The sequence below is a fragment of the Amycolatopsis sp. TRM77291 genome, assembly GCF_054166285.1.
The window spans coordinates 1,354,226-1,378,883 of record NZ_JBSZHF010000001.1; the positions used below are offsets into that span (position 1 = coordinate 1,354,226).

21 protein-coding genes and 2 riboswitches are annotated in these 24,658 nt (G+C 71.3%); of the genes, 11 read left to right on the forward strand and 10 right to left on the reverse strand.

Going from position 1 to position 24,658, the window contains the following annotated elements; translation table 11 throughout:
• Window positions 1–1,560: a helix-turn-helix domain-containing protein gene (locus ACXIZN_RS06525; protein ID WP_457953082.1), complete on the forward strand. Its 1,560-nt coding sequence runs from the start codon at window positions 1–3 to the stop codon at window positions 1,558–1,560.
• Here the strand turns inward: ACXIZN_RS06525 and ACXIZN_RS06530 are convergent.
• Genes ACXIZN_RS06530 through ACXIZN_RS06540 form a run of 3 tightly spaced genes read right to left on the reverse strand, consistent with a single transcriptional unit; the run spans window position 1,548 to window position 4,140 of the window.
• The gene (locus ACXIZN_RS06530; protein ID WP_457953083.1) at window positions 1,548–2,417 is read right to left on the reverse strand and encodes a polysaccharide deacetylase family protein; all 870 of its coding nucleotides are present in this window, start codon (window positions 2,415–2,417) and stop codon (window positions 1,548–1,550) included. The genes ACXIZN_RS06525 and ACXIZN_RS06530 overlap by 13 nt on opposite strands.
• Window positions 2,414–3,526 (reverse strand): oxidoreductase, encoded by a 1,113-nt coding sequence (locus ACXIZN_RS06535; protein ID WP_457953084.1) that lies wholly within the window; start codon window positions 3,524–3,526, stop codon window positions 2,414–2,416. The genes ACXIZN_RS06530 and ACXIZN_RS06535 overlap by 4 nt, the downstream gene beginning before the upstream one ends.
• Window positions 3,523–4,140: a DUF1989 domain-containing protein gene (locus tag ACXIZN_RS06540; RefSeq protein ID WP_457953085.1), complete on the reverse strand. Its 618-nt coding sequence runs from the start codon at window positions 4,138–4,140 to the stop codon at window positions 3,523–3,525. The genes ACXIZN_RS06535 and ACXIZN_RS06540 overlap by 4 nt, the downstream gene beginning before the upstream one ends.
• 227 nt (window positions 4,141–4,367) lie before the next feature.
• On the opposite strand from ACXIZN_RS06540, the gene ACXIZN_RS06545 reads away from it, so the two are divergent.
• From ACXIZN_RS06545 to fahA, 3 genes are all read left to right on the forward strand, one after another.
• On the forward strand, window positions 4,368–4,901 hold the full coding sequence (locus ACXIZN_RS06545; RefSeq protein ID WP_457953086.1) for a MarR family winged helix-turn-helix transcriptional regulator: 534 nt from the start codon (window positions 4,368–4,370) through the stop codon (window positions 4,899–4,901).
• Window positions 4,902–4,981: 80 nt separating this feature from the next.
• Window positions 4,982–5,824, forward strand: a complete 843-nt coding sequence (locus tag ACXIZN_RS06550; RefSeq protein ID WP_457953087.1) for a hypothetical protein — start codon at window positions 4,982–4,984, stop codon at window positions 5,822–5,824.
• Window positions 5,821–6,996, forward strand: a complete 1,176-nt coding sequence (gene fahA / locus ACXIZN_RS06555; RefSeq protein WP_457953088.1) for a fumarylacetoacetase — start codon at window positions 5,821–5,823, stop codon at window positions 6,994–6,996. The genes ACXIZN_RS06550 and fahA overlap by 4 nt, the downstream gene beginning before the upstream one ends.
• 380 nt (window positions 6,997–7,376) lie before the next feature.
• On the opposite strand, the gene ACXIZN_RS06560 is transcribed toward fahA, so the two are convergent.
• From ACXIZN_RS06560 to bdeA, 6 genes are all read right to left on the reverse strand, one after another.
• A complete protein-coding gene (locus ACXIZN_RS06560; RefSeq protein WP_457953089.1) occupies window positions 7,377–8,684 on the reverse strand; it encodes an ABC transporter substrate-binding protein in 1,308 nt (435 codons plus the stop codon).
• A complete protein-coding gene (locus tag ACXIZN_RS06565; RefSeq protein WP_457953090.1) occupies window positions 8,681–9,682 on the reverse strand; it encodes a branched-chain amino acid ABC transporter permease in 1,002 nt (333 codons plus the stop codon). The genes ACXIZN_RS06560 and ACXIZN_RS06565 overlap by 4 nt, the downstream gene beginning before the upstream one ends.
• 1 nt (window position 9,683) lies before the next feature.
• Complete coding sequence (locus ACXIZN_RS06570) at window positions 9,684–10,562, reverse strand: branched-chain amino acid ABC transporter permease (protein WP_192741507.1); 879 nt, start codon at window positions 10,560–10,562, stop codon at window positions 9,684–9,686.
• A gap of 189 nt (window positions 10,563–10,751) precedes the next feature.
• Window positions 10,752–11,456, reverse strand: a complete 705-nt coding sequence (locus ACXIZN_RS06575; RefSeq protein ID WP_126734181.1) for an ABC transporter ATP-binding protein — start codon at window positions 11,454–11,456, stop codon at window positions 10,752–10,754.
• A complete protein-coding gene (locus ACXIZN_RS06580; RefSeq protein ID WP_457953091.1) occupies window positions 11,443–12,213 on the reverse strand; it encodes an ABC transporter ATP-binding protein in 771 nt (256 codons plus the stop codon). The genes ACXIZN_RS06575 and ACXIZN_RS06580 overlap by 14 nt, the downstream gene beginning before the upstream one ends.
• A gap of 59 nt (window positions 12,214–12,272) precedes the next feature.
• Complete coding sequence (gene bdeA, locus ACXIZN_RS06585; protein WP_457953092.1) at window positions 12,273–13,133, reverse strand: bis(hydroxyethyl) terephthalate hydrolase; 861 nt, start codon at window positions 13,131–13,133, stop codon at window positions 12,273–12,275.
• A gap of 140 nt (window positions 13,134–13,273) precedes the next feature.
• Between bdeA and ACXIZN_RS06590 the strand changes: the two genes are divergently transcribed.
• Window positions 13,274–13,870, forward strand: coding sequence for a QsdR family transcriptional regulator (locus tag ACXIZN_RS06590; RefSeq protein ID WP_457953093.1), 597 nt, complete (start codon window positions 13,274–13,276; stop codon window positions 13,868–13,870).
• Between the two features lie 1,241 nt (window positions 13,871–15,111).
• Entirely contained in the window at window positions 15,112–16,464 is a 1,353-nt protein-coding gene (locus tag ACXIZN_RS06595) for a helix-turn-helix transcriptional regulator (RefSeq protein ID WP_457953094.1), read from the forward strand.
• Between the two features lie 117 nt (window positions 16,465–16,581).
• On the opposite strand, the gene ACXIZN_RS06600 is transcribed toward ACXIZN_RS06595, so the two are convergent.
• Window positions 16,582–17,586, reverse strand: coding sequence for a prenyltransferase/squalene oxidase repeat-containing protein (locus tag ACXIZN_RS06600; protein ID WP_457953095.1), 1,005 nt, complete (start codon window positions 17,584–17,586; stop codon window positions 16,582–16,584).
• 32 nt (window positions 17,587–17,618) lie between these two features.
• Window positions 17,619–17,744, reverse strand: a riboswitch (cobalamin riboswitch).
• A gap of 87 nt (window positions 17,745–17,831) precedes the next feature.
• Window positions 17,832–17,946, forward strand: a riboswitch (cobalamin riboswitch).
• A 67-nt stretch (window positions 17,947–18,013) separates the two neighbouring features.
• Between ACXIZN_RS06600 and ACXIZN_RS06605 the strand changes: the two genes are divergently transcribed.
• Genes ACXIZN_RS06605 through ACXIZN_RS06625 form a run of 5 tightly spaced genes read left to right on the forward strand, consistent with a single transcriptional unit; the run spans window position 18,014 to window position 24,657 of the window.
• Complete coding sequence (locus ACXIZN_RS06605) at window positions 18,014–20,461, forward strand: hypothetical protein (protein WP_457953096.1); 2,448 nt, start codon at window positions 18,014–18,016, stop codon at window positions 20,459–20,461.
• A complete protein-coding gene (locus ACXIZN_RS06610) occupies window positions 20,458–21,036 on the forward strand; it encodes a flagellar hook-length control protein FliK (protein ID WP_457953097.1) in 579 nt (192 codons plus the stop codon). Before ACXIZN_RS06605 ends, ACXIZN_RS06610 begins: the two co-directional genes overlap by 4 nt.
• Window positions 21,033–21,953, forward strand: coding sequence for an ABC transporter substrate-binding protein (locus tag ACXIZN_RS06615; RefSeq protein ID WP_457953098.1), 921 nt, complete (start codon window positions 21,033–21,035; stop codon window positions 21,951–21,953). The genes ACXIZN_RS06610 and ACXIZN_RS06615 overlap by 4 nt, the downstream gene beginning before the upstream one ends.
• Window positions 21,953–23,065: an energy-coupling factor transporter transmembrane component T gene (locus ACXIZN_RS06620; protein ID WP_457953099.1), complete on the forward strand. Its 1,113-nt coding sequence runs from the start codon at window positions 21,953–21,955 to the stop codon at window positions 23,063–23,065. Before ACXIZN_RS06615 ends, ACXIZN_RS06620 begins: the two co-directional genes overlap by 1 nt.
• A complete protein-coding gene (locus ACXIZN_RS06625) occupies window positions 23,062–24,657 on the forward strand; it encodes an ABC transporter ATP-binding protein (RefSeq protein ID WP_457953100.1) in 1,596 nt (531 codons plus the stop codon). Before ACXIZN_RS06620 ends, ACXIZN_RS06625 begins: the two co-directional genes overlap by 4 nt.
• Window position 24,658 lies beyond the last annotated feature (1 nt).

Here is a 24,658-nt window from a genome sequence, read left to right on the forward strand (position 1 = left end):
ATGCTGACCTTGGCGGCCCTGGTCGACGACCCGGCTCTCGAACTGCGGGTGGTCGTCCCCGGCCGCGACGGGGCGCTGACCGGGCAGGTGCTGTGGGTGCACAACACCGAGCTCCCCGACCCCGGGCCGTACGTGCGCGAACACGAGGTCGTGCTGACCAACGGCCTGTGGCTGGACCGCGTCGCCCCGGCGGACTTCGTCGCGCGAGTGGCCGGTGCCGGCGCGGCGGGCGTCATCTTCGGCCTGCGCGTGGAGCAACCCGGCACTCCTCCGGAACTCGCCGAGGCCTGCCGGGAAGCCGGGTTGCCCCTGCTGGAGATCTCGGTGGCGGTGCCGTTCACGGCGGTCACCCGGGCCGCGGCGGCGATCCAGGCCGCGGACCGGCAGAACGCGCTGATGTCGATGGTGCGCCGGGGCGACGAGCTGACCTCGGCGCTGTCGCGGGGCGCGGGCGCGGCCGGGGTGCTCGCGATCCTCCGCCGTGAGCACGAGCTCCCGCTGGCCGTCGTGGACCGGATGGGCCGGGAGCTCGCGTCCGCCGGTGCCGCGCTGGACGCCGGGCAGGCACGCGCCGCGGCGGAGGCGCTGGCCGGGCATCCGCCGCCGCTGGAGGCGGATCTCGGCGCGGGGACGCGGGCGGCGTTGTTCCCGGTGGGCGCGATCGGCGACGCGGACGCCGCGCTGCTGTGCCTGCGGCCCGTGGCAGGCCTGACGCGCGAGGAGCGGGACGCGCTGGAGCAGACCGCCCGTTACCTCAGCCTGGAGGTGGCCCGGCACCAGGCGGTGCAGGCGATCGAGATGCGGTTCGCCGTCGAACTGCTGGACATGATCCTGTCCGGAGCGCAGCGCGCCGCGGAGGTGCCCGGCAGGCTGCGGGCCTTCGGCGTCGACCCGGATGGGCCCCTGGCGGTGATCGCGCTGGCGTTCGCGGGCGACGACGCCGCGACGCGGGCGGGGATGGCGGAGGCCGTGACGGATTTTCTCCTGGCGGACGGTCTCCCCGCGGTCGTGGCGGCGGGCAGCCAGGACGTCGTCGCGGTACTGCCGTTCCGGTCGGGACGGCAGTCGCCCGCCGCCTTCGCGCCGCGGCTGGCGGCGGCGGTGTCACACCGGCTCGGGGGAGGCCGTGTGGTGGTCGGGCTCGCCGATCCCGTGCCCGGCGCGGCCGAACTGCGAGTGCCGCTGTCACGCAGCCGCGAAGCCTGCCGCGTGCTCCGGGGCAGGCGCGGCGGCCCGGTCGCGGCGAGTTTCGCCGAGCTGGGCAGCTATCGCCTGCTCCTGGAATCACACGACGAGCAGTGGAGGCACACCTTCGCCGACGCCCTGCTCGGTCCGCTGCGCGAGCACGACCGCGTCCGCGACGGCGACCTGGAGACGACCCTGCGGGCGTTCCTCGACCACGACGGCCAGTGGGCGGCCACCGCCGCGGCGCTGTACGTGCACGTCAACACCTTGCGCAACCGGCTGGCCAAGGTCACCGAGCTGACCGGCCGCGACGTCGGGCGGACCGCCGACCGGGTCGACCTGTTCCTGGCGCTGGAAGCGGCTCAGTCCGGATAGACCGACGGGTCGATTTCGAGGCGCCGCAAGGGTTCCGCGGGCAACGCCGGGTCGGCGAGCGCCGCGGCGGCCACGTCACGGCACCGGGCGAACCGGACGTCGCCGAGACCGAGCCCGAACTCGATGAGCGAGCGCACGGCCTCCAGCCGTCCCGGCCTGCCCGAAAGGAACGGGTGCAGGCACAGGTTGAACAGGCATCGGTAGCGGCGCATCGCGTCCAGCTCCGCGCGCCACATCTCCAGCACCCGCACCGGGGACGTGATCACCGAGCCGACCTGCGGTGCGGGAAGGAACGCGTACTGCTCCCAGTCGTCGAGCGACCAGTGCACCGGCAGCTCGGCGATCCGGCCCGCCGCGGTTTCGATCAGGTACGGCCGGTCGTCGGCCATCAGCGACGAGTCGTAGCTCAACTCGTGTTCGGCCACCAGCGCCGGAGTGTCCCAAGTAGACTCCCAGCCCGCCGCGCGATGGCCGCTGATCTCGATGCCCTGTGCGGCGAACACCGCCATGCCCCGCTCGAAATCGGCGCGCTGCTCGGCCGCGGTCATCGCGGTCGGCGGCCGGTGGCTGTAGGAGTGGTGGGCCACCTCGTGCCCGCGCTCCACGATCGTGGCGGCGAGGCCGGGCCGCTGTTCGGCGACCCAGCCCGGCACGAAGAACGTCGCGGGCACGGCCAGTTCGTCGAGCAGGTCGAGGATGCGCGGCACCCCGACCCTGGGCCCGTACGCCTGATGGGACATGGTCGAGAGGTGGTCGGCGTAGCCCCGCCCGCGCGCGAGGATCGGGGATTCCGCGTCCACGTCGAAGGTCAGGGTCGCCACCGCGGCCGCGCCGCCGTGCCAGCTTGGTTCCGTCACGCCTGCCGACTCTCCCGCCAACGGCGCGCGTTCGCCACCGTGACCGTCGGGGAGACCATCGCGCGATCGAACCCGGCCAGTGGCCGCGCCGCCGCGACACGGGCGGGCAGGTCGGGGTTGGCCAGCGCGCCGTGCCCGAGCGAGAGCAGGTCCGCGTGCCCGCCGGTGAGCACCTCGTGCGCCCGGGCGAGGTCGTGCATCCCGCCGTTGGCGATGACCGGCAGCCCGGTGACCTGCCGGGCGAGCGCGGTGATGGTGCCGCCGTCGGCCAGCTTCGCCGTTTCGAGCCAGTTCCGGCCCTCGCTGGCGATGTGGAGGTACTGCGCGCCCGCCTCGGCGACCGCGGCGAAGATCACCTCGGCGTCGTCGCGGCCGCCGGGCCAGCGGTAGGTGAAGTCGTTGACCTTCGTCTGCGACAGCCGCACGCCGGTCACCAGCTCGGGCACGGCCTCGGAGACGGCGGTCACGACGCGGGCGGTCAGCCGGATCCGGTTCGCGACCGGTCCGCCGTAGGAGTCGGTGCGGTGGTTGGTGTAGTCGGTGAGGAACTGGTCGAGGAGGTATCCGTTCGCCGCGTGCACCTCGACGCCGTCGAACCCGGCCTGACGGGCACGCACGGCCGCTGCCGCGAAGACTTCGACGACATCGTCGATCTCAGCGGTGGTCAGCTCGCGCGGCACCGGCCACGGCCCGGAACCGCCGTACGCGCGCATCATCTCCCCACGCGGCTGGACGGCCGAAGGAGCGACGGTGTTCGGGTGGCCCTGCGCGATCGCCCCGGCGTGCATGAGCTGCGCGATCATCCGCCCGCCCGCCGCGCGGACTCCGGCGGTGACCACGCGCCAGCCCGCGACATGTTCGTCCCGCGCGAGGCCCGGCTGGTTGAGGTAGCCCTGGCTGGCCGCGCTGTCGGGATAGGTGCCTTCGCTGAACACCAGCCCGAAGCCGCCGCGGGCGAATTCGGCGTAGTAGTCGGCCATCTCGCCGGTCGGGGTGCCGTCCGGGCGGGCCGAGACGCGGGACATGGGGGCGACGGCGTAGCGGTTGCGCAGCGCGAGGCGGCCGAGCGTGGTGGGGGCCAGCGCGGGGTGTTCGACGGTGGTCGTCATGACCGGGTTCCTCCATTGTGGACGGTTTCGATGGCGAGCGGGGAGAGTCCGGCGTCGCTGATCCGGACGAGATCCTGCGGGCAGGCGGAGACCACGACGACGCAGTCCATCTCGGCGCGCAGGGTCACCGCGTCGCCGGGCCGCGAGTTCGCGGTCAGCCAGTTCAGGCGCCCGTCCCCGCCGACCGGGACACGCATGAAGACGTTGATCGGCTGCGGCGTCGGCCCGGTGAAGCCGAGGCCTTCGGTCGTCAGCGCCTCACGCAGGTTCGCGGCGCAGGACCGGTGGCCCGGAGCGCCCAGCGCGGCGTAGCGGGCCGGGTCGCACGCCGGGACGAGCATGTCGTGCTCGCCGGGTGAGGTGTCTTCGATCAGCGTCAGGATCGGGCGGCGCAGGTCGGTGAGGAAGGATTCGCCGACCGCGGGGAACAGCCGGTCGACACCGGCGCGGGTATGCGCCGCGCTGTGGTGCTCGGTCAGTTCCGTCCCGCCGCCGTCGCGGAAGGCGAACACGTCGCCGACCTGGCCGCCATCGACGTCGATGACCCGCACCAGATCCCCTGCGTCCACGCGGACGGCCTTGGCGGTCCCCGGTGGCACTTCCGTTCTGCTCATGGCTCCAGCAAACAGGGGTGGGCGGGCGCCCCGCTATGGAGAAATCACTACTATCCAGGCGCCTCAGTGGAGAAATATCCAGGCGAGCGAGGCGTAACTCGCGTGCTTGAAGGCGTAACTCTCGTGATTGGAGCCGCAACATCGTGTTACGGCTCCAAGCACGCGAGTTACGCGGTGAGATAGTTTCGACTTTGACCATTTTCGCGAAGCCGGGTTAGGGTTCGCCGATGGAGGACGTGGACGCGGCCGGGCTCGATTTCTGGTCGTTCGTGGCGCTGGCGAACCGGCGGCTCGCGCACGAGTACGGCTTCCGGCACCAGCTGGCGACCGAGGTGCTGCTGACCCTCAATCGTGCCTCCGACCTGGTGACCTACGACCTCGAAGCCGCGGTGCACCGGCCGCGCGGCCGGTCGTGGTCGGCGTTCCGGCTGCTGTTCGTGGTCTGGCTCGCCGGGCCGCTCGAACCGACGAGCGCCGCCCGGCTGACCGGGATGAGCCGGGCGGCGGTGTCGAATCTGGTCAAGACGCTGGTCGTGGAGGGGATGCTCCACCGGGTCCCGGACGAGCGCGACGGCCGTTCGGTGCGGCTGTCGCTGACCGAGGCGGGGCACGAGGAGATGGTCTCGGTCTTCCGCGAGCACAACGAGCGCGAATTCGGCTGGACGAACGCGCTGACCGAGACCGAACAACGCATCCTGGTGATGCTGCTGGGCAAGCTGATCACGAGCCGCGCCGAGTTCGGCACCCGGAGCCGCAAGTAGGCCTTCCCGTCGCGCGGAAGACCGGACTACGCTGCCCGATGGGTAGTAAAAGCGTGAACTAAATCGGCGAGGAGGAGACCATGGTGGACGGCGGACGGATTCCCGCGCTCTTCGCCGGGCTGTGCGACGACGCCGCGGTGTTCCCGCCGGGACTGGCCCCGCTGCCGGACGCCGTCGCGGCACACGACCAGCACCTCGATGCCTGGTACGCCGGCCTCGTCGGCCCGCTCGTCATCGCCGCCACCGCGCACGGCGACCTCGCCGAAGTGCTGGGGGACCGGGCGACCCCGCTGCCGGTCTCGGTGACCCTCCCCGGCGGGCCCGCGCAACTCGACGGCGTGCTCGGCGCCGTGGAGAAGCTCCCGGTGAAACTCGACGCGCTCGAGATCGCCGTCCCCGAGGGGATGGGCCCGGACGAGGTGCTCGCCGGGATTTCCCGGGCCACCGCACCGGTCTTCGTCGAGATCCCGCGCGACGAGCGCCGTGTCCCGCTGCTGACCGCCCTTTCCGGCACGGGACACCACGCGAAATTCCGCACCGGTGGCGTCCGAGCCGAGCTGTACCCCGGCGAAGCGGAACTCGCCGCCGCGGTCCGGGCGGCCGTCGGGGCGGGCGTTCCGTTCAAGGCCACCGCCGGGCTGCACCACGCCCTCCGCAACACCGATCCGGAGACCGGCTTCGAACAGCACGGCTTCCTCAACCTGATGCTCGCGACCGACGCCGTCCTCACCGATGGCGACGCCGAAGCCGTTCTCGCCGAACGAGACGGCGCCGTCGTCGCCGGGCGGCTCCGGGAGCTGGACGCGGATCGCGTCGCCGCCCTCCGCGCGGCCTTCACGTCGTTCGGCACCTGCAGCATCACCGACCCCCTGACCGAACTGGCCGGACTCGGCCTGCTCGACGCGCCCCGAGGAGAGGCATGACCACGATCGACATCCCCGCAGGCTCGCTGTTCGGGATCGACAACCTGCCGTACGGCGTGTTCTCCGTCGACGGCGATTCCCCGCGCGTCGGCGTGCGCGTCGGCGACTCCGTTCTCGACCTGGCCGCGGCGCTCGGCGACGACGTGTTCGCCGCGCCGGCGCTGAACCCGTTCATGGCGCAGGGATACGACCGCTGGGTGGCGGTCCGGGAGCGGATCCGCGACCTGGTCTCCGGCGAGCTCCCCGACGGCGCGGTCCACGCGATCGAACGGGTGACCCTCCACCTGCCGATCGAGGTCGCGGACTACGTCGACTTCTACGCCTCCGAACACCACGCCTCGAACGTCGGCAGGTTGTTCCGCCCGGACGCGGAACCGTTGCTGCCCAACTGGAAGCACCTCCCGGTCGGCTACCACGGCCGGTCCGGCACCGTCCTGGTGTCCGGTACGGACATCGTGCGCCCGAGCGGCCAGCGCAAGGCCCCGGCCGAAGCGGCACCGGTGTTCGGGCCGAGCACGCGGCTGGACATCGAGGCCGAGATGGGCTTCGTCGTCGGCACCGGCACCCCGCTGAACACCCCGATCACCCCGGATTCCTTCCCCCGCCACGTTTTCGGCGCGGTCCTGCTCAACGACTGGTCCGCCCGCGACATCCAGGCCTGGGAATACGTCCCGCTGGGCCCGCACCTCGGCAAGAGCTTCGCGACGTCGATCTCCCCTTGGGTGGTGCCGATCCTGGCGCTGGAGGCCGCGCGGATCCCGCTGCCCGGCCAGACGGATCCGGAGCCGCTGCCGTACCTGCGGGAGAGCGAGCCGTGGGGCCTCGACATCGACCTCGTCATCGAATGGAACGGCGAGGAGGTCAGCCGCCCGCCGTTCCGCGAGATGTACTGGTCGCCCGCTCAGATGCTCGCGCACCTGACGGTCAACGGCGCTTCTTCGCGCACGGGCGACCTGTACGGCTCCGGCACGATCTCCGGACCGGAGAAGAACCAGCGCGGCGCGTTCCTCGAATTGTCCTGGGGCGGCAAGGAACCGCTCACGGTCAAGGGGGAGGAGCGCACCTTCCTGCTGGACGGCGACGAGGTCGTGATCACCGGGACCGCGCCCGGCGCGAACGGCTCGCGGATAGGGTTCGGCGAGGTGCGCGGGCGCGTCCTGCCGTCGAACTGAGCCGATGCGGCGGCTGTGACCGGTGTGGTGTGTCGCGAAAGCCACTTTCGGGACGTCTGATGTCCCGAANGTGTGGCGACCTTCGAGGAGGCGCCTTCGCTGGAGGGTACGAAGTTTCCGCCGGGTTCGGTTCTGCCTGCCGCTGAGGGGTAGCCACTCACGACCCATCAGACGTCGCGAAAGCCACTTTCGGGACGTCTGATGTCCCGAAAGTGGCTTTCGCGACAGGTGGCCGGTTGCCGATGGGCCGTGACCGGAGACCTGGCGTCAAAGCTGCCCCTCTGTCACTAGGGATCACGCCGGCGGGGTGGTGAAGGACCTCTTCACTACTCTGAGGGTAGGGAAGGGGGCCTTCACGGGCCGGTGAGCACCGCCGGCACTCAGCTGCCGGGAATCCCGTTGGGCGGCGGCGCGTCGTTCGCGGCGGAGTCGTCCGCCTTGATGGGCGCGTCGCCGAGGTCGGACACCAGGACCGGCGTCAGATCCTTGCCGACGCCGCCCTTGAGCTCGACCACCGACATGCCGGAGATGCCCAGGTGGCTGTCGGCGGTGTACCGGAACGGCGCCAGGCCCGGTCCCTGGAACGTCTTCCCGGACTGCTGGATCACCTCGACGAGGCGCTCGCGCGTCAGATCCTTACCGGCCGCCTGCAACGCCTGGACGAACGTGTACGCCTGCGCCATCCCGTAAATGCGGTAGTTCGTCAGGTCGCCGCCCTTGCCGTGCGCCTTCCAGACGTTCTGCCACAGCTTCGTCCACGCGTTGTCCGGCGCGTCGACACCCGGCAGGTACTCGGTGGTGACCACGCCGTCGATGAGCGACGCGCCGTTGGTGACCTTGCCTTCGGAGAACCGCGCGAGCAGTGAACCGACGAGCGCGGGATCGGAGCCGACGTTGCTGTAGAACCACTTCGGTTTGAAGCCGATCTTCAGCGACGCCAGCTGGGAAAGCGCGGTGTACGACGGAACGGTGAAGCCCAGCACCAGATCCACACCCGCGGCCTTGAGTTTCGCGATCTGCGGCGCGATGTCGGTGTTGCCGGGCGAGTACTTCGCGACCTCGACGACCTGCTGGCCGAGATAACGCCGGGCGCCCTTCTCACCGTCGCGGCCGAAATCGTCGTCCTGGAGGAACAGGCCGACCTTGGCGTTCGGCAGGTTCTGCCGCACCCAGTCGCCGATGATCTTGCCTTCGATCTCGTAGTCCGGCTGCCAGCCGAAGGTGAACGGCGCCTTCTTCGGATCGTCGCCCCAGCGCAGCGAACCCGACGACACGAACAGGTCCGGCACCTTGGAGTTGTTGAGGAAATCGACGACGGCGCTGTGCGTCGGCGTGCCGAGGCCACCGACCATCGCGAAGATCTCCTCCTTGAGCACCAGTTCGTCGGTGACCGCGCTCGTGGTGGTCGGGTTGTAGCCGTCGTCCTTCACCACGAACTCGATCTTGCGGCCGTTGACGCCGCCGTTCGCGTTCACGTAGTCGTAGTAGGCCTGGTGACCGCTGGGGATCTCGCTGTAGCCCGGCGCGGCGACGCCGGTCAGCGGGAAATGCGCCCCGATCTTGATGGTCGTGTCGGTGACGCCGACCGTCGAACCCTTCTGCTCGCCCTCGGGTCTGCCGCCCGCGCCGCAGGCGGCGGTGACCGTGACGGCCAGGAAGACGGCCACGGCCTTGGTCCAGCGTTTCATGAAGTTCTCCTCCGGTGGATGAGTTTCCGCAGCCCACCGGCGAGGCCGGCGGGCGCGAGCAGCACGATCAGGACGGTGACCAGGCCGTAGATCAACGGCGCCAGATGCGCGGCCTGCACGTCGGACAGGCCGAGATCCGTTCCCGCGCCGGTCACCAGTGGCGGCAGGAAGGTCAGCAGCGCGGCGCCGGCGAGCGCTCCGGTCAGGCTCCCGAGCCCGCCGAGCACCACCGCGGACACCAGCAGCAGCGACAACGTCAGCGCGAATCCGCTCGGCGCCGCCAGTCGCGCCGACAACGCCATCAGCGCTCCGGCCAGCCCCGCGCATCCCGAACTGACGACGAACGCCCGCACCCGCGTGCGGCCGAGGTCGATCCCGGCCAGTTCGGCGGCCACGTCCTCGTCGCGCACCGCCCGCCAATCGCGTCCGACGCGGCCGCGGGAGAGGTTCGCCAGCAGGACGAACACGATGATCATCGCGAGCCACGAAAGGTAAGCGAGGTAACGGATCGACGTGAGTTCCTGCCCCGTGACGAAGTACGCGGCGTCCGCCAGCCAGCCGGGGATCTCCGGCATCCGCACGGGCAGGCCCTGCTCGCCGCCGAGCGCTTCGCCGAAGAACAACGGGATCCCGGGGACCGCGACGGCGAGCGCGAGCGTCGCCCCGGCGAGATACGGCCCGTGCAGCCTGGCCGCGGCGACGCCGACGAGGGCACCGACGGCCAGCGTGATCACCATCGCCAGCACCAGGATCACCGGCAGCGGAAGGAATTCCGACTTCAGCAGGAGCGCCGTCGAGTACGCGCCGACGGCCATCAGGGCGCCGTGCCCGAGCGAGAGCTGCCCGTTGAGCCCGGTCAGGACCGTCAGGCCCGCGGCCGCGATCGCGAAGTACGCCATCGTGGTGAGCTGCGAGGTCAGGAACGGTCCGGAGGTCTCCAGGACCAGTACGACGACGACCAGCCCGGCGAGCGCGATCAGCAGGGTGCGGCGTGGCATGTCAGACCCTCCGCTCACGGACGCTCGCGAACAGGCCACCGGGCTTCAGGAGCAGCACCACCATCAGCAGCGCCAGCGCGGCGAGCGGTACGAGTTCGGAGCCGATGTAGCCGCTCACCAGGCTCAGCGACAGGCCGAGGACGACGCCGCCGACGACCGCGCCGACCGGGCTGTCCAGCCCGCCGAGCACCGCGGCGACGAAACCGTACACCACCACACCGTCCATATAGGACGGATGGACGAGGCCGCCGCCGGCGATCAGCAGTCCGGACAGCGAACCGGCGAGCGCGGCCAGCGCCCAGCCGAGGGTGAGCATCCGCCCGACCCGTACGCCGAGCAGGCGCGCGACCTCCCGGTCGAAGGCGGCGGCCCGCATCCGCAGGCCAAGATCGGTACCGCGGAACAACAGCACGAGCCCGATCAGCACCACCCCGACCGCGGCGATGGTGAACACGCCGAACCCGGTCAGCGCGATCGTCGTGTCGCCGACCCGGAAACCGGTGAGCCCGAACGGCGCCGGGAACGACCGGTACCGCGAGCCGAACACCAGCGCCGCCAGCGCGTGCAGCACGATGAACAGCCCGAGGGTGAGGATGACGGCGTTGATCTCGGGTTTCCCGGAGACGAACCGGATCACGAACCGTTCCACCAGCGCGCCGAGCACCAGGCCCGAAAGCAGCGCCACGGCGAAACCGGCCCAGTACGACCAGCCCGCGTCGATGAGGACCAGCGCGAGGTAGGTGGTGATCATCGCCATCGGCGCCTGCGCGAAGTTCACGATCCGCGTCGCCCGCCAGATGAGCACGAGCGCCAGCGCGAACGCGGCGTAGACCACGCCCAGCGTCAGGCCGGTGAGCGCGGTGGTCAGCAGTTGCTGCACAGGGCTCCCTTTCTCCGGGGGTGAGGCGCCGAGCCGGTCACCGGTGAGCCGTGGGGGCGTCGCGAAAGCCACTTTCGGGACGTCTGATGTCTCGAAAGTGGCGGGGGCGTCGCGAAAGCCACTTTCGGGACGTCTGATGTCTCGAAAGTGGCTTTCGCGACATGGTCGGGTGGTGCACAGGGTTCCCTTTCAGAATCCGAGGTAGGCGTGCCGGAGGGCGTCGTCCGCGACGAGCGCGGCCGCGTCCCGCCGGACGACGACCTGCCCGAGGTTGAGCACGACCCCGTGGTCGGCGATGGACAGCGCGCTGCGCGCGTTCTGCTCGACCAGCACGACGGCCAGCCCTTCGTCGTGCACGAGACCGCGCAGCAGGCCGAAGATCCGCGCCACGATCCGGGGCGCGAGGCCCAAGGACGGTTCGTCCAGCAGCAGCACTTTCGGCCGGGAGAGCAGCGCGCGGCCGATGACCAGCATCTGCCGTTCCCCGCCGGAAAGGACGTGCGCGAGACCGTTCTTGCGGTCGGCCAGCGCCGGGAAGAGGTCGTAGATCCGGCGGAGATCGGCCGCCGTCGCGCGGCCGCGCGCCCCGAGCGCGCCGAGCCGCAGGTTCTCCTCGACGGTCAGTTCGGCCAGCACGCCGCGGCCTTCGGGGACGTGCGCGAGCCCGAGCGCCGGGAGGTCCTCTGTGGACACTCGGCGCAAGTCCCGGCCCGCGAGCGAGATCCCGCCGCCAGCCGGCGGCACGAGACCGGAAATGGTGCGCAGCAAGGTGGTCTTGCCCGCTCCGTTCGCGCCGAGCACCGCGGTGATCTCGCCCTCCGCGGCCGAAAGGCTCACCGAGTCGAGCGCGCGCACCGGGCCGTAGCTCGCCGAAAGGTTCTCAACGGTCAGCACCGGCCACCTCCTCGCCGAGGTAGGCCGCCTGGACCGCCGGATCCGCGCGGATCTCGTCCGGGGTGCCGCGGGCGATGACCCTGCCGAAGTCCAGCACCACGATCTCGTCGCAGACGCCCATCACCAGATCCATATGGTGCTCGACGAGCATCACCGACATCCGTTCGGTCAGGCCGCGGACCAGCGTGCCGACCTCGTCGATCTCGGCCGACGACAGGCCGCCCGCCGGTTCGTCGAGCAACAGCAGGTCGGGTTCGCTCACCAGCGCCCGCGCCAGCGCGACCCGCTTCCGCACCGGGTACGGAAGGCTCGCGGGATACCGGTGGGCGACGTCGGCGATGTCGAACGCCTCCAGCTGAGCCATCGCTCGCTCGGTCAGCGCCTTCTCGTCCTTCGTCAAGCCCAGCAACGACGACCAGAAGCCGGATTTCGCGTGCCTGCCCGCCCCGGCGAGGACGTTGTCCAGCACGGTCATCCGGTCGAACAGGCCGAGCTCCTGCAGGCTGCGGGCGATCCCGAGGCCGGCGAGCCGATGCGGGCGCAGCCGCCGCAGTTCCGTTCCGCGCCAGGTCAGCGTGCCGGTGTCCGGGCGGACGAAACCGCACGCGACGTTGAAGAGCGTGGTCTTGCCCGCCCCGTTCGGGCCGATCACCCCGAGCACCCGGCCCGGCGCGACGGTCAGGGAGACGTCCGACAGGGCGACGAGACCACCGAAGGTCACCGTCACGCCGGACATCTCGAAGGTCGACAGGGTCACGCAAGAACTCCCAACGGAGAGAGGAGGTCCCGGCGCGGGCGCGCCGGGACCGAGGACACTCAGGCGTGCGGACACGTGTTCCGGTAGTCGCTGATCGTGCGGTCGTCCGGCGCGGGGCAGAGGAACTGCTCGTAGCGGGTGTCGTTGTCCACGAACCGCTTCAGCCACGAGATCGTGTACTTGGCCATGGTCGTGTTCGCCGTGTTCGGGAAGAAGTGGCTGGCGTTGTCCAGCTCCATGTACGCCTTCTCCGACGAAGCGGGAATGCTGGTGTAGAACGGGATCGAGTGCGACGCCACCGGCGCGACGGAGTCGGACTCGCCGCCGATGACGAACGTCGGCACCCGCAGTGAGGACCACGACTTCTGCGTGTTCCACGCCGCGAGCGGCACCGCGGCCTGCAGAGACGGCCGGTCCTGCGCGGCTTCGAGCGAACCGCCGCCGCCCATCGAGTGGCCTGCCACCGCGAGCCGGGTGGTGTCGACGCGGGAGCGGACGGTGCTGCGCTGGGTCAGGTAGTCGAGCGCGGCCAGCAACTGGTCACCGCGGCTGTCAGGCTGGTCGTAGATCGTGTTGGTGTCGATCGTGAACACCACGAAGCCCTGCGAGGCCAGCCGCGGTCCCATCCACGCGATGCTCGACTGGGTCGCGGTGAACCCGGGCGAGATGGCGACCGCGCCGAACGTGCCCTGCGCGGTGCTGGTGGGGTAGTAGATGGTTCCGCCGCCGAAGCCGGTGACGGCCAGGCTCGACACGGAGGTCTGGGATACCGCGAACGAGCCGCGGGAGGCTTCGATGCTGCTTTCCGTCGGGTCGGGGCCTCGTTCGTAGGGGTTCTCGGCGGCATAGGCCGCGGTGGGGGCGACAGTGAGTGCCGCGACGGTGGCCAGTCCACAAAGGATCCGAGTCGTACTGCGCATGGTGCCGTCTCCGTTCGCCGTTGAACACGGTCCGTGGTGATGGACTGTGGCAAAGGGCGGGAGGGGACTGCATCGGTGAAATCGCCAGTCTTGCTCCGCGAGCGTTCCGGCCGGGCCGGCCGCCCGTACGATCGGCGATCGTGAATCCCTCAGCCGAGGACATAGTCCGCACAGCGGCGCGGTGGATCGACCGCGGCGTCCGCGTCGACACCTCCGCCTTCGCCCACGAACTGGGCATCTCGCGCAGCACCCTGTTCCGCCGCGTCGGCAACCGGGAAGACCTGCTCGGTGATGCCCTCTACTACCTGTCCGAGCGCACCCTGACGGCCGCCGCGCGCACCTGGGAGCGCGATGAGGGCGACGTGGTGCGCAACGCGGCCGGTGAACTGCGCTGTCTCTCGATCATGCGCGAGTACCGGTCCGTGCTGGCGGCGAGCGCCGGGTTCCGGCGCTTCCTCGACGACGAGCCGGTGCTGGCGATCCGGCTGCTGACCGACCCGCACGGACGCGTCCAGCCGAGGGTGATCGCGGCACACGTCGAGCTCCTTCGCCGCGACGTCGAGGACGGCGGTTTCGAACCGGCGGTCGGCTTGGACAGCCTCTGCTACGCCATCGTGCGGCTGGGGGAGGCGTTCCTGTACTCGGACGTCCTCGCCTCCCGGACCCCCGATCTCGAAGCGGCGTCGACGCTGCTCGGCGCGCTCGTGGAAGGACGGGTGCCGAGCAGGACCTTGTGAAACACTTGCGCCTGGTGTTTCATCGAGAGGGATCTCGAGGAGGCGCCGATGCCTGTGTACCCGCTGCGGGGGAGGGACGACCTCTTCGGCGGGCTGCGGTCGGCCGCCGGACGCGCCGTGCTGGTCCGCGGCGCGGAAGGGCTCGGTAAATCGGCCCTGCTCACCGCGCTGCGCGCCACCCTCGGCGTCCGGCTCGTCGGTGTACGGGGCCTGCGAGCGGAACGCGAGCTGCCCTACGGCGCCCTGCAGCGGATGTTCGGCGCGCCGGTCTCCGGCGGCGCGGAGGCGCGGGACCGCCTCGGCGCGGTTTCGGCGCCGACGATCTGCTGGGTCGACGACGCGCACTGGGTCGATCCGGAATCCTTGGCCGCGCTGGGTTTCGCCGCCAGGCGATTGGCGGGCGCGCCGGTCGGGATGGTGCTCGCCTCGCGGTCCGGATCCGACGAGTTCGACTCCGTCGAGCTGCCGCCGCTGGCCGATTCCGCCGCTGATCAGGTGCTGCGTGACCGCGGTGTGCCCGCCGGGGTGCGCCCGCAGCTGGTCGAACTGGGAGACGGGAACCCGGCCGACCTGGTCGCGCTGGCGGCTTCGCTGACACCCGCCCAGGCGGCCGGGCGGGAGCCGGTCTCGCCGATCCTGCGGGAGCGGCTGCCTCGCTACGCGGCCGAACTCGAAGCGATGCGGCTCGACGAACGTCTCCGTTTTCTCGCCACCTGCATGGACTTCTCCGCGAGGAAGGCGACCTGGTACGCGGCGGCGTCCCCGGCCGACCGTAGGGCGGCGCACGCGCGGCTGGCCTCCGCCGAGGAGGGGCCCGACGCGCTCTGGCATCGCGCGATGGCGACGGCCACGCCCTCCGAGCCGCTCGCGGACGCGCTCGCCGCGGCACCGGCGGTGGATCACGCGGCCGCGGCCCGGCAGCTCGAACGCGCCGCCGCACTGACCGCCGATCCGGCGACCCGGGCGACCCGGCTCCTGGCGGCGGCGGACGCGGCGTGGCAGGCGGGCAGATCCGGGTGGGCACGGCTGCTGCTGTCCAGGGTCGACACCGAACCGGGCGCGGTGGCGTTGCTGCACGGGGAGATCGAGCTGCGCGACGGCGATCCCGCCGTCGCCACCCACGAACTGGGCGCGGCGGCGGACCTGCTGCCCGATCCGGCGGGCGCGCTCCTGCTGGCGGGTGAGGCGCGCAGGCTCGGTGGTGATCTGAGCGNTCCAGGGTCGACACCGAACCGGGCGCGGTGGCGTTGCTGCACGGGGAGATCGAGCTGCGCGACGGCGATCCCGCCGTCGCCACCCACGAACTGGGCGCGGCGGCGGACCTGCTGCCCGATCCGGCGGGCGCGCTCCTGCTGGCGGGTGAGGCGCGCAGGCTCGGTGGTGATCTGAGCGGCTACCGGGCCCTCGCCCGGACGGTCCCGGCGGGCGACGAGCTGGCCTCCGCCCATTTCCACGGTCTCACCTCGGTTTACGCCGGCCGCCACGAGGACGCCGTCGCTCCGTTGACGGACGCCGTCGCCAAAGGGATGGCCGGCTCGGACGTCGCCGGCGCCGTCTGGGCGGCCGAAGCGGCCTTCGCCCGCGGGCATGCCGAACGGGCGCACGAATACGCGGCCGCGGCCGTGAGCCGCGCGCGCCTCGGCAAACGGCACGCGGAACTGCCGTGGGCGCTGATCTACCTGTCGCTCTCGGCGATCGCGCTCGACCGAATCCCCTGTGCGCGGGCGGCGTCCCGCGACGGGCTGCGCGCACCGCACAACCTGCGGATGGAGCATCTGACGCTGCTGGGCCTGGCCGCCGCCCTGCTCGGTGACCGCGTACCGGAGCTGGGCGAGGCGGCCGAGGGGATCGCCGAACGCGGCCTCGGCAGGCCCGCCGCGGTCGCCGCGTGGGCGAACGCCTGTCTGGACCTTGCCGAGGACCGGCCCGACGACGCGTTGAGCAGGCTCGAAGATCTCGCTTCGGGTGTCTCCGGCGACCAGCCGGTGATCCGGGTGCTGGCCACGCCGCAACTCGTCGAAGCGGCCGTCTGTTCCGGGCGGCCCGAACGCGCGCTGGCCGCGCTGGAGGTGTTCGACCGCTGGACCCTCGCGGGCGCGGAACCCTGCTGGCTCGCGCTGAGCCACCGCTGTCACGCGCTGACCGCGCCGGATCCGGAGACCGCGGAACGGCGTTTCGTACTGGCCATCGAGGCGCACCGGCGGGCGGGTGGCGCGATGGAACTCGCCAGGACCCGGTTCGCGTACGCCACCCTGCTGCGACGGCATCGCCGGACCCGCGACGCCCGCGACCAGTTCCGCGATGCCCTGCGCGGCTTCGAAAACGTCGGCGCGGCCCGGTTCGCCGAACGGGCGAGGGCCGGGCTGCGGGCGACCGGCGAGACCGTCGACACCCCGCACCGGTCGCTCGCCGGGCTCACCCCGCAGCAGGACGCCATCACCCGGCTGGTGGCGGCGGGGGAGACGAACAAGGAGATCGCGCGGCGGCTGGTGATCAGCCATCGCACGGTGGATCACCACCTGCGGAACATCTTCACGGCACTGGGGGTGCGGTCCCGCGTGGAACTCGCGCGCCGCGTCGCCGCCGGGGAGTGAGGAACTCGCGTGATTGGAGCCGTAACTCACGTGATTGGAGCCGTAACTCGCGTGATCAGCGGCGTGACTCGTGAGTTACGCCTCCAAACACGCGAGTCACGTCGCTGATCACGCGAGTTACGGGCAGGCCAGGACCGGGGCCTGCGGACGTCCGCCGCCGTGCAGGTCGCTCAGCGGAACCCTGGCCAGGCCGAGGATCGCCTGCGCGGTCGCGCGCGGGGCGGTCGACGGGTTCAGGCCCGTGGCGTCGTAGGCGATCGCGCCGCGGTCCGCCTCGGCGCCGGCGCAGCCGGTCTGCAGTGACCGCAGGAATTCCCGCGCCTTGACCGCGGCGGCGGGACGGTGCCCGGCCAGCGCCTGCGCGGCGAGGCCGGTGCTGTTCGCGTTCGGCGCGTCGGTGCCGAAACCGAAGCCGCCGTTCGGGTGCTGCTTGGTGACCAGCCAGGAGGTGCCCTCCCCGGCGTTCACCGCGTCACCGGTGGCGCGCAGAGCCTGGACGACCGTCGCGGTCGCGTCGACGTCGCTCACGCACGTCGCTTCGCCGAAGTTCAGCGGGAAACCGCCGTCCGGGCACTGGCTGCCCGCGAGGAACGCCACGGCCCGCGCCGGCGCCTCGCCGGTGCGGTCCAGCGCCAGCAGTGCGAGCGACTGCGAAAGAGCGTTGGAGTAGTCGCCGTATTCGGACCGGTCGGAGAACCGGCCGGACGGCGTCAGCAGCGAGAGCAGGCCCGCCTTCAGATCGACACCGCCGAACGACGCCGGGTCCTTGCCGCGGACTTGCGCGGCGAGCAGCAGCTTGGCGTGCGCGCCCGCGTACGCCTCCGTGCCACCGCCGACGTAGGCCGTGGTGATCTCCGGTTTCGCCAGCCACGCGATCGCCTTGCCCGCGTTCGTGTCCGATACCCCGGCGGCGGCGAACGCGAAGACCGCGTCGATCGTCAAACCCTGGTCGGGGAACTTCTGGCCGCCGAAGTCGGCCTCGAACCGTTCCCCGTCGGTCAGCTGCCTTGCGAGCCAGCCCGCGGCGGCGTCCGCCTTGTTGTGGGTGGCCGCGGCCGCCGCCGGAGCGGCGACCAGCCCGATGCCGCACAGCAGCACGACAGCGAAAACCAAACGTCTCATGAGAACCCTTTCCCGCATTTCCACGACAGGAGTCGGTGACACCGCGCGACGTGGGTGACCGGGCTCGCCTGGAGGCACACCGTTGCGGGACAGCGCCGGACTCTCACCGGACTTCCCCCACGACCGCGCTGAATCGGACGAACCGAAGAGTACCGCCGAGCGCGAAGGACCGGTGTGATCCTGATGACCGACCTGGTCAGCGGTGCCTGCCGGAGGTGATCGAGTGTTAACCTCGCCTCGCTCGACAACAGAACACCGCCGCCCGTGACGGGGAAGCCGGTCGAAATCCGGCGCTGTCGCGCAACCGTAGGCCCTTCACCAGGGCGAGCCGGGATACCGAACGGGCGGATGAACGAACCACTGTCGCGATAAACAGGGGTGACCGCGGCGTCCCGCGCCGTCCTCCGTCACGCCGCAAGGAGGAGCCATGCGCCGCGGGTACCTGGCCGCGATGGCGTTCGCCGTCAGCGTCGGCGTGGTCGCCGCACTGCTCACCGGGACGGCCGCCGCCGCGAACGACCTCGGCGCCGCGAAGGCGAATTCCCGCTGGCTCGCGACGAAGCTGAAGCCGGACGGCACGCTCGAGAATCCCAGCGGCGGCACACTGCCGGACCACGGCGTGATGCTCGACGTCCTTTTCGCGATGTACGCGTCGGGTGACGGCGCCAAGGCCGAGCCGATCATGAGGTTCCTCGACGAAGAAGGCCACGCCACCGACTACTTCACCTGGGACGGGCTGGTTCCCGGGGGCGGGTACGACAAGGTCGTCGTCGGCGGCTCGCTCGCCAAGATGCTGGTCGCCGCGCAGGTTTCCGGCCGGGACCCGCGAAACGTCGACGGATACGACCTGGTCGCCGAGACCCATGCCGCGATCATGCGCAAGGGCCCCGACAAGGGCCGGATCAGCGACTACTCCAAGGATCCGGAGCACACCGGCCCGGTGAACAACGACGCGAACACGTTCGGCCAGGCGCTCGGCGTCATCGGGCTCGCCGCGGCGGGGGAGAGCGAACGTCTCGCCATCGACAAGCTGCTGACCCAGCAGTGTTCCGAGGGCTACTTCCGCCTCTTCTTCAAGGACATCCCGACGAACGAGACCGGCGACCACGTCACGCCGGACGGACGCAAGATCTCGACCTGCGACGAGGGGAAACCGCTCGACCTGTCGCCGTCGGACGGCGACGCCACCGGTCTCGGGCTCTCGGCGCTGCTGGCCGCACGGAAGGCGGGCGCGACCGGGCTCGACGCGCCGATCGCCAAGACCGTCTCGTGGCTCAAGGCGAACCAGACCGCCGGTGGCGGCTGGGGTGGTGGCGTCAGCACCGAAGCACCGAACACCAACAGCACCGGCCTGATCGTCCAGGCGCTCGCCGACGCCGGCGGCGCGGACGCGGCGGTGAACAAGGGCGTGCGGTACCTCAAATCCGCGCAGGCGAACGCCGCCGCAGACTCCGGTACCAAGCTCGCGGGCGAGCTCGGCGCGATCGCCTACAACCCCGCCGACTACGAGTCCGCGCGCACGTCGGGGATCAGCGGGCTCGACACCTGGATCCGCGCGGGTGCCCAGGCTTCGCTCGGGTTGGCGCAGGTCGGCTTCTACGCGCTCGCGAAGGGTGACGTCCGGCCACCGGCCGACGTCGCCCCGGCTCCCACGACGACCACCACCACGACCGCGGTGACGCCGCCGCCCAGACCCAGGAAGGCGGGCACGCCCAAAGCGTCCACCGTCGTCCAGCCACCGGCGGCGATCGCCGCCCCGGTCACGGCGACACCGCCCGTCCGCCTCGGCGCCTACCTGGCGAACCGGCTCGCCGGCGGTGACCACGTCGAGGTGACCGAGGACGGCAAGACCTACGTCGACTACGACGCCACCGCCGACGTGGTGCTGGCCCTGCGAGCGCTTGACCAGCAGCCGGACGCGGTCGCCCGCGCGTCGCAGTTCCTGCTGAAGCCGGAAGCCGTCCAGGCCTATGCCCACGGCGCGCCGTATGAGCAAGGCGAGGCGTCCTATGCCGAGCCGCTCGCGAAACTCGTGCTCGTCGCCGAGTTCGCGAAGTCGGATGCCGCCGGTCCACTGCGCGCCGATCTGGTGAAGCTGCGCGGCACCGACGGTGAGTTCACCGACACCGGATCGTTCGCCGATGCCGACGAGACCGTCGAGCGGCATGCTTGGGCGGTGCTCGCCACCGCGACCGATCCCGGCCCCGCGGTCGAACTGCTCCTTTCGCGTCAGTGCGCCGACGGAACCTTCCCGAAGCATCTAGACACCGTGGAATGCGGCTCCGGCGACCTCGCCGCGACCGCAGCCGCGGTCACCGCGCTCGCCGCGCGCCCGCACACCGACGCCGCGCCCCCATCCCGGCGCCCGGACGGCTGGACCGAGCGGCGTGTGTCGGCGTTCGTCTCCGCGGTGGGCGCGCTCGGCGTCCGGCCGACCGGCGAGGGCGTCGTCACCGGAGAGGACGGAGAGCCGGACGTCGCGCTGAGCGCCGCCGTCGCCGCCGCGCGGCAGGCCGCCGGCCTCGACGCGAGCGGAACGGCGCGGTCACTGGGCAAGCTGGTCCGAGCCGACGGCGGTTTGGCCAAGGGATCCGCCGGGGAGACCGACTTCCCGACCAGTCTGGCCGCCGCGCAAGGAGTCGCGGGCCGCTCTTGGCTGACCGCGGCCGAGTCGCCGCTCTCGCCCGCGATCCAGCTGCCGCTGACCGAGGCGAATCCGTCCGCCGCACCGGTACTGGCCGCGGAGCAGTCCGGCTCCCCGCCGTCATGGCTGATCTGGGGGCTCGCCGGACTGGCCGTCCTGCTGCTGCTCACCGTGCTCGGCCTGGTTTTCGTACTTCGCCGTTTCACCAAGAAAAAGGGGGCAACACCATGAAGAGACTGCTCGCCGTCACGTCCGTCCTCATCGGACTGATCGGGCTTTCCGCCGCACCCGCGAACGCGGTCGACACCACCAAGGGCTACAACGGGATCTGCACCGGCCCCGACGCGCTCACCGGCGTCACCGTCGTGGTCGACTTCCAGGAGCTGGACGGTAACGGCGGGACCGCCGCGCCGACGATCACCCGCTGCTCGCCCAACGCCGCGCCGGGCACCACCCGCACGGGTATCAAGGCGTTGCAGGACGCGGGGATCGCGGTCGCCGGCACCGCCCGCTGGGGCCTCGCTTTCGTCTGCCGCCTGGAAGGCCGCCCGGCCGCGACGGAGACCATCCCGCTGTCGTCCAACCCGAACTACAAGGAAGCCTGCGTCACCACGCCTTCCCCCGGCGCGTACTGGGGCTACTGGCACGCCGACGGCTCCGGCACCACCTGGACCTACAGCACCACGGGCGCCCTCAACCGCACCGTGACCCCCGGCGGCTTCGAGGGCTGGTCGTTCTCGCTGAACAAGTCGGCGACGACCAACCCGTCGCCCGGTGTCACGCCGAGGAACCCGGCCATCCCGTGAGGAAGGTCCTTCCCGTGGTGGCGGCGGTCTTCCTGATCGCCGCCACGGCACCGTCCGCGCACGCCGTCGACCAGGGCAAGGGGTATCCCGGGTTCTGCAAGGACGACACCGGGGTCACCGTGGTGGTGGACTTCCAGCAACTCGGCGGCACGGCCATCGTCCGCTGCAATCCCCAGACCACGCGCGGCACCGGGCTGGACGCGCTCAAGGGCGCCGGTTTCCAGATCGCCGGGGTGCAGCGCTGGGGCGAGTCGTTCGTCTGCCGGATCGAGAACCGCCCGTCCGCGGCCGAGAACATCCCGGTCAGCGGCCGCGGGGAGTACCGGGAGCCGTGTGTCGACACGCCTCCCGCGCAGGCCTACTGGTCCTACTGGCACGCCTCGAACAACTGCGCGTGGGACTACAGCCAGTGGGGGCTCAAGAACCGCGACTTCACCCCCGGCGGATTCGAGGGCTGGTCGTTCTCCTTGAACGCCACCGCCAAGAGCAACCCCGTCCCGCGGGTCTCCGCCGTACGGCCCGGCACCGAGAGCCGGCCTTGCGTGCCGCGCGAAGAGGCCAAGCCCGCCACCGGCGATCCCGGCGAGCGGCAGCAGCGACCGCAGCCGGGGGACGGTCCGCGGCAAACGGCCGGTGCGGAACCGAGCGTGGGGGAAGCCCCCGCCGCGGGTACGGATTCCGGCGCGCTGCCGCCGCCCAAACCGCGACCGAGCGCCTCGGCGCGGCCGAAGGCACCGGACCCGTCGTGGAACGTCGCGTTCACCGGCGGTGAGCACGCCGAGGACGTCAACGCGGCGATCGAACGCGAGTCCGGGGCGAGCGACTGGGCGCCGTGGGCGGCGGCCACCGCGGTACTGGCGTTGTGCCTGGCCGGATTCCTGATGGCGCGCAGACGCAAACGCGCGCAAGGAGCCTGATGACGTCGTACTTCCTGCCGCGCGACCTGCATCCGGCCGCGTGGTGGGTGTGGGCGCTGGGGCTCGCCGTCGCCGCGACCCGTACGACGAACCCGTGGCTGCTGCTGACCATCGTGGCGGTCGCGGGGTACGTCGTCGTGGCCCGGCGCGGCGAGGCGCCGTGGGCGCTGGCGTTCCGGCTCTACCTGTACCTCGGCGCCTTCATCGTCGCGATCCGCGTGTTCTTCCGCATCGTGTTCGGCGGTGCCGAAGGATCCACGATCATCTTGCGGCTGCCCGAGATCCCGCTGCCGGAATGGGCGGCGGGGATCCGGCTCTTCGGCGACGTGTCCGCGGAATCGTTGCTGGGCGGGCTTTACGACGGGATGCGGCTGGCGGCGATGGTGATCTGCCTCGGCGCGGCCAACGCGCTCGCGAATCCGAAACGGCTGCTCAAGGCGATGCCGCCGGCGTTGTACGAGGTGGGCACGGCGGTGATCGTCGCGCTGTCGGTGTTCCCGCAGCTGGCCGAAAGCGTGCTGCGGGTCCGTCGGGCCCGCAAACTGCGCGGCGGTTCGGGGAAGAAGAAGATGAAGGCCCTGCACACCGTCCTCATTCCCGTGCTGGAGGACGCGCTTTCGCGATCGTTGCAGCTGGCCGCGTCGATGGACTCGCGCGGCTACGGCCGTGCGGGGCTGATCGAGGCACGGACGAGGCTGATCACGGGAACGCTGATGATCGTCGGCCTGCTCGGTGTCTGCGTCGGCGTTTACGCCACTTTGGACGGTTCGACGCCCCGCTACCTCGCCGCGCCGGTGCTTTCGGCGGGAGTCGTGATCGGGCTGGCCGGCTTCTGGTCGGCGGGTAAGCGGGTCCGGCGCACGCGGTACCGGCCCGATCGCTGGCACCTGCCGGAAATCGTCGTCGCCGTCAGCGGGATCGGGGTCGCGGTGACCCTGTTCGTGACCTCCAGCGTGAACCCGATGAACATGAACCCCTCCCTGATCGACCTGTCCTGGCCGTCGCTGTCGTGGGCGCCGTTGTTCGGGGTACTGGTGGGCGTGCTGCCCGCGTTCCTGACCCCGGCCCCCGAACCTCCTTACGCCGCACTAGAAGAAGAAGTCCGCGCATGATCGAACTCGACCACGTTTCCTTCACCTACCACGGCCGCACCGAACCGGTGCTGTCAGACGTGACGCTGTCCATCGGTGAAGGCGAACTCGTGCTGTTCGCGGGCCGGACGGGCGCGGGCAAGTCGACGCTGCTCGGCACGATCAACGGTCTCGTCCCGCATTTCACCGGCGGCCACCTCGAGGGCACGGTGTCCGTCGACGGCGTGACGACGCGGTCCCGGCCGCCGCGCGAGTTCGCGCATCTGGTCGGCGTCGTCGGACAGGACCCGCTCGCGGGCTTCGTCACCGACACGGTCGAGGACGAGCTCGCGTACGGCATGGAGCAGCTCGGCCTCGGCCCGCAGGTGATGCGGCGCCGGGTGGAGGAGACCCTCGACCTCCTCGGCATCGCGGAGCTGCGCAGGCGCGCGCTGCGGACGCTGTCCGGCGGCCAGCAGCAGCGGGTGGCGATCGGTTCGGTGCTGACCACCCACCCCAAGGTGCTGGTGCTGGACGAACCGACGTCGGCGCTGGACCCGACCGCGGCCGAGGAGGTGCTCGCGACGCTGGCCAGGCTGGTGGAGGACCTCGGCACGACGGTGCTGATGGCCGAGCACCGGATGGAACGCGTGATCCCGTTCGCGGACCGGATGATCCACGTCCCCGGCACCGGCGGAGTGATCGATGGGACACCGCCGGAGGTGTTGAAGGACATGCCCATCGCGCCCCCGATCGTCCACTTGGGACGGTTGGCGGGCTGGGATCCGCTGCCGATGTCGGTGCGTGACGCCCGGCGGCGCGCTTCGTCGCTGACCCTGGGGACGCCCGCCGCGCGAAGCGTCACCGTCGGCGAAGAGCTGCTTTCCGCGTCCGGGGTGGTCGTGCGGTACGGGCCGAAGGTCGCGGTGCGGGAGGTCGATCTGTCCCTGCGCGCCGGCGAAGTACTGGCGATGATGGGGCGTAACGGCTCCGGCAAGTCGTCGCTGCTGTGGGCGGTGCAGGGCTCCGGGCCCCGGCAGGGCGGCAAGGTCACCGTCGAAGGCAAGGACCCGAAGACGCTGGGCAGCGCCGCGGCGAGGGCGCTCGTCGGCATGGTGCCGCAGACCGCGAGCGACCTGCTGTACCTCCAGACCGTCGCCGCCGAATGCGAAGCCGCCGACGCGGAATCCGGTGCGGAGCCGGGGCATTGCCGGGACCTGCTCGACCGGCTCGCTCCGGGGATCGATCCCGCGTCGCATCCGCGTGACCTGTCCGAGGGACAGCGTCTCGCGCTGGTGCTCGCCGTGCAGCTGTCGGCCGCCCCGCGGATCATGCTCCTGGACGAACCGACGCGCGGTCTCGACTACACCGCGAAGGCGGCGCTGGCGCGGATGATCGCTTCGCTGACGGCCGAGGGCAAGGCGATCGTCGTGGCCACCCACGACGTCGAGTTCGTCGCGACGATCGCGCACCGGGTGATCGTGATGGCGGAGGGAGAAGTCGTCTCGGACGGTCCGACCGGCGAGGTGCTCGGCGGTTCCCCGGCGTTCGCCACCCAGATCGCGAAGATCCTCGGCGGGCCCTGGCTCACCGTCGAAGAGGTCCGATCGGCGCTTCCGCTGGAGGTCCCGTGAC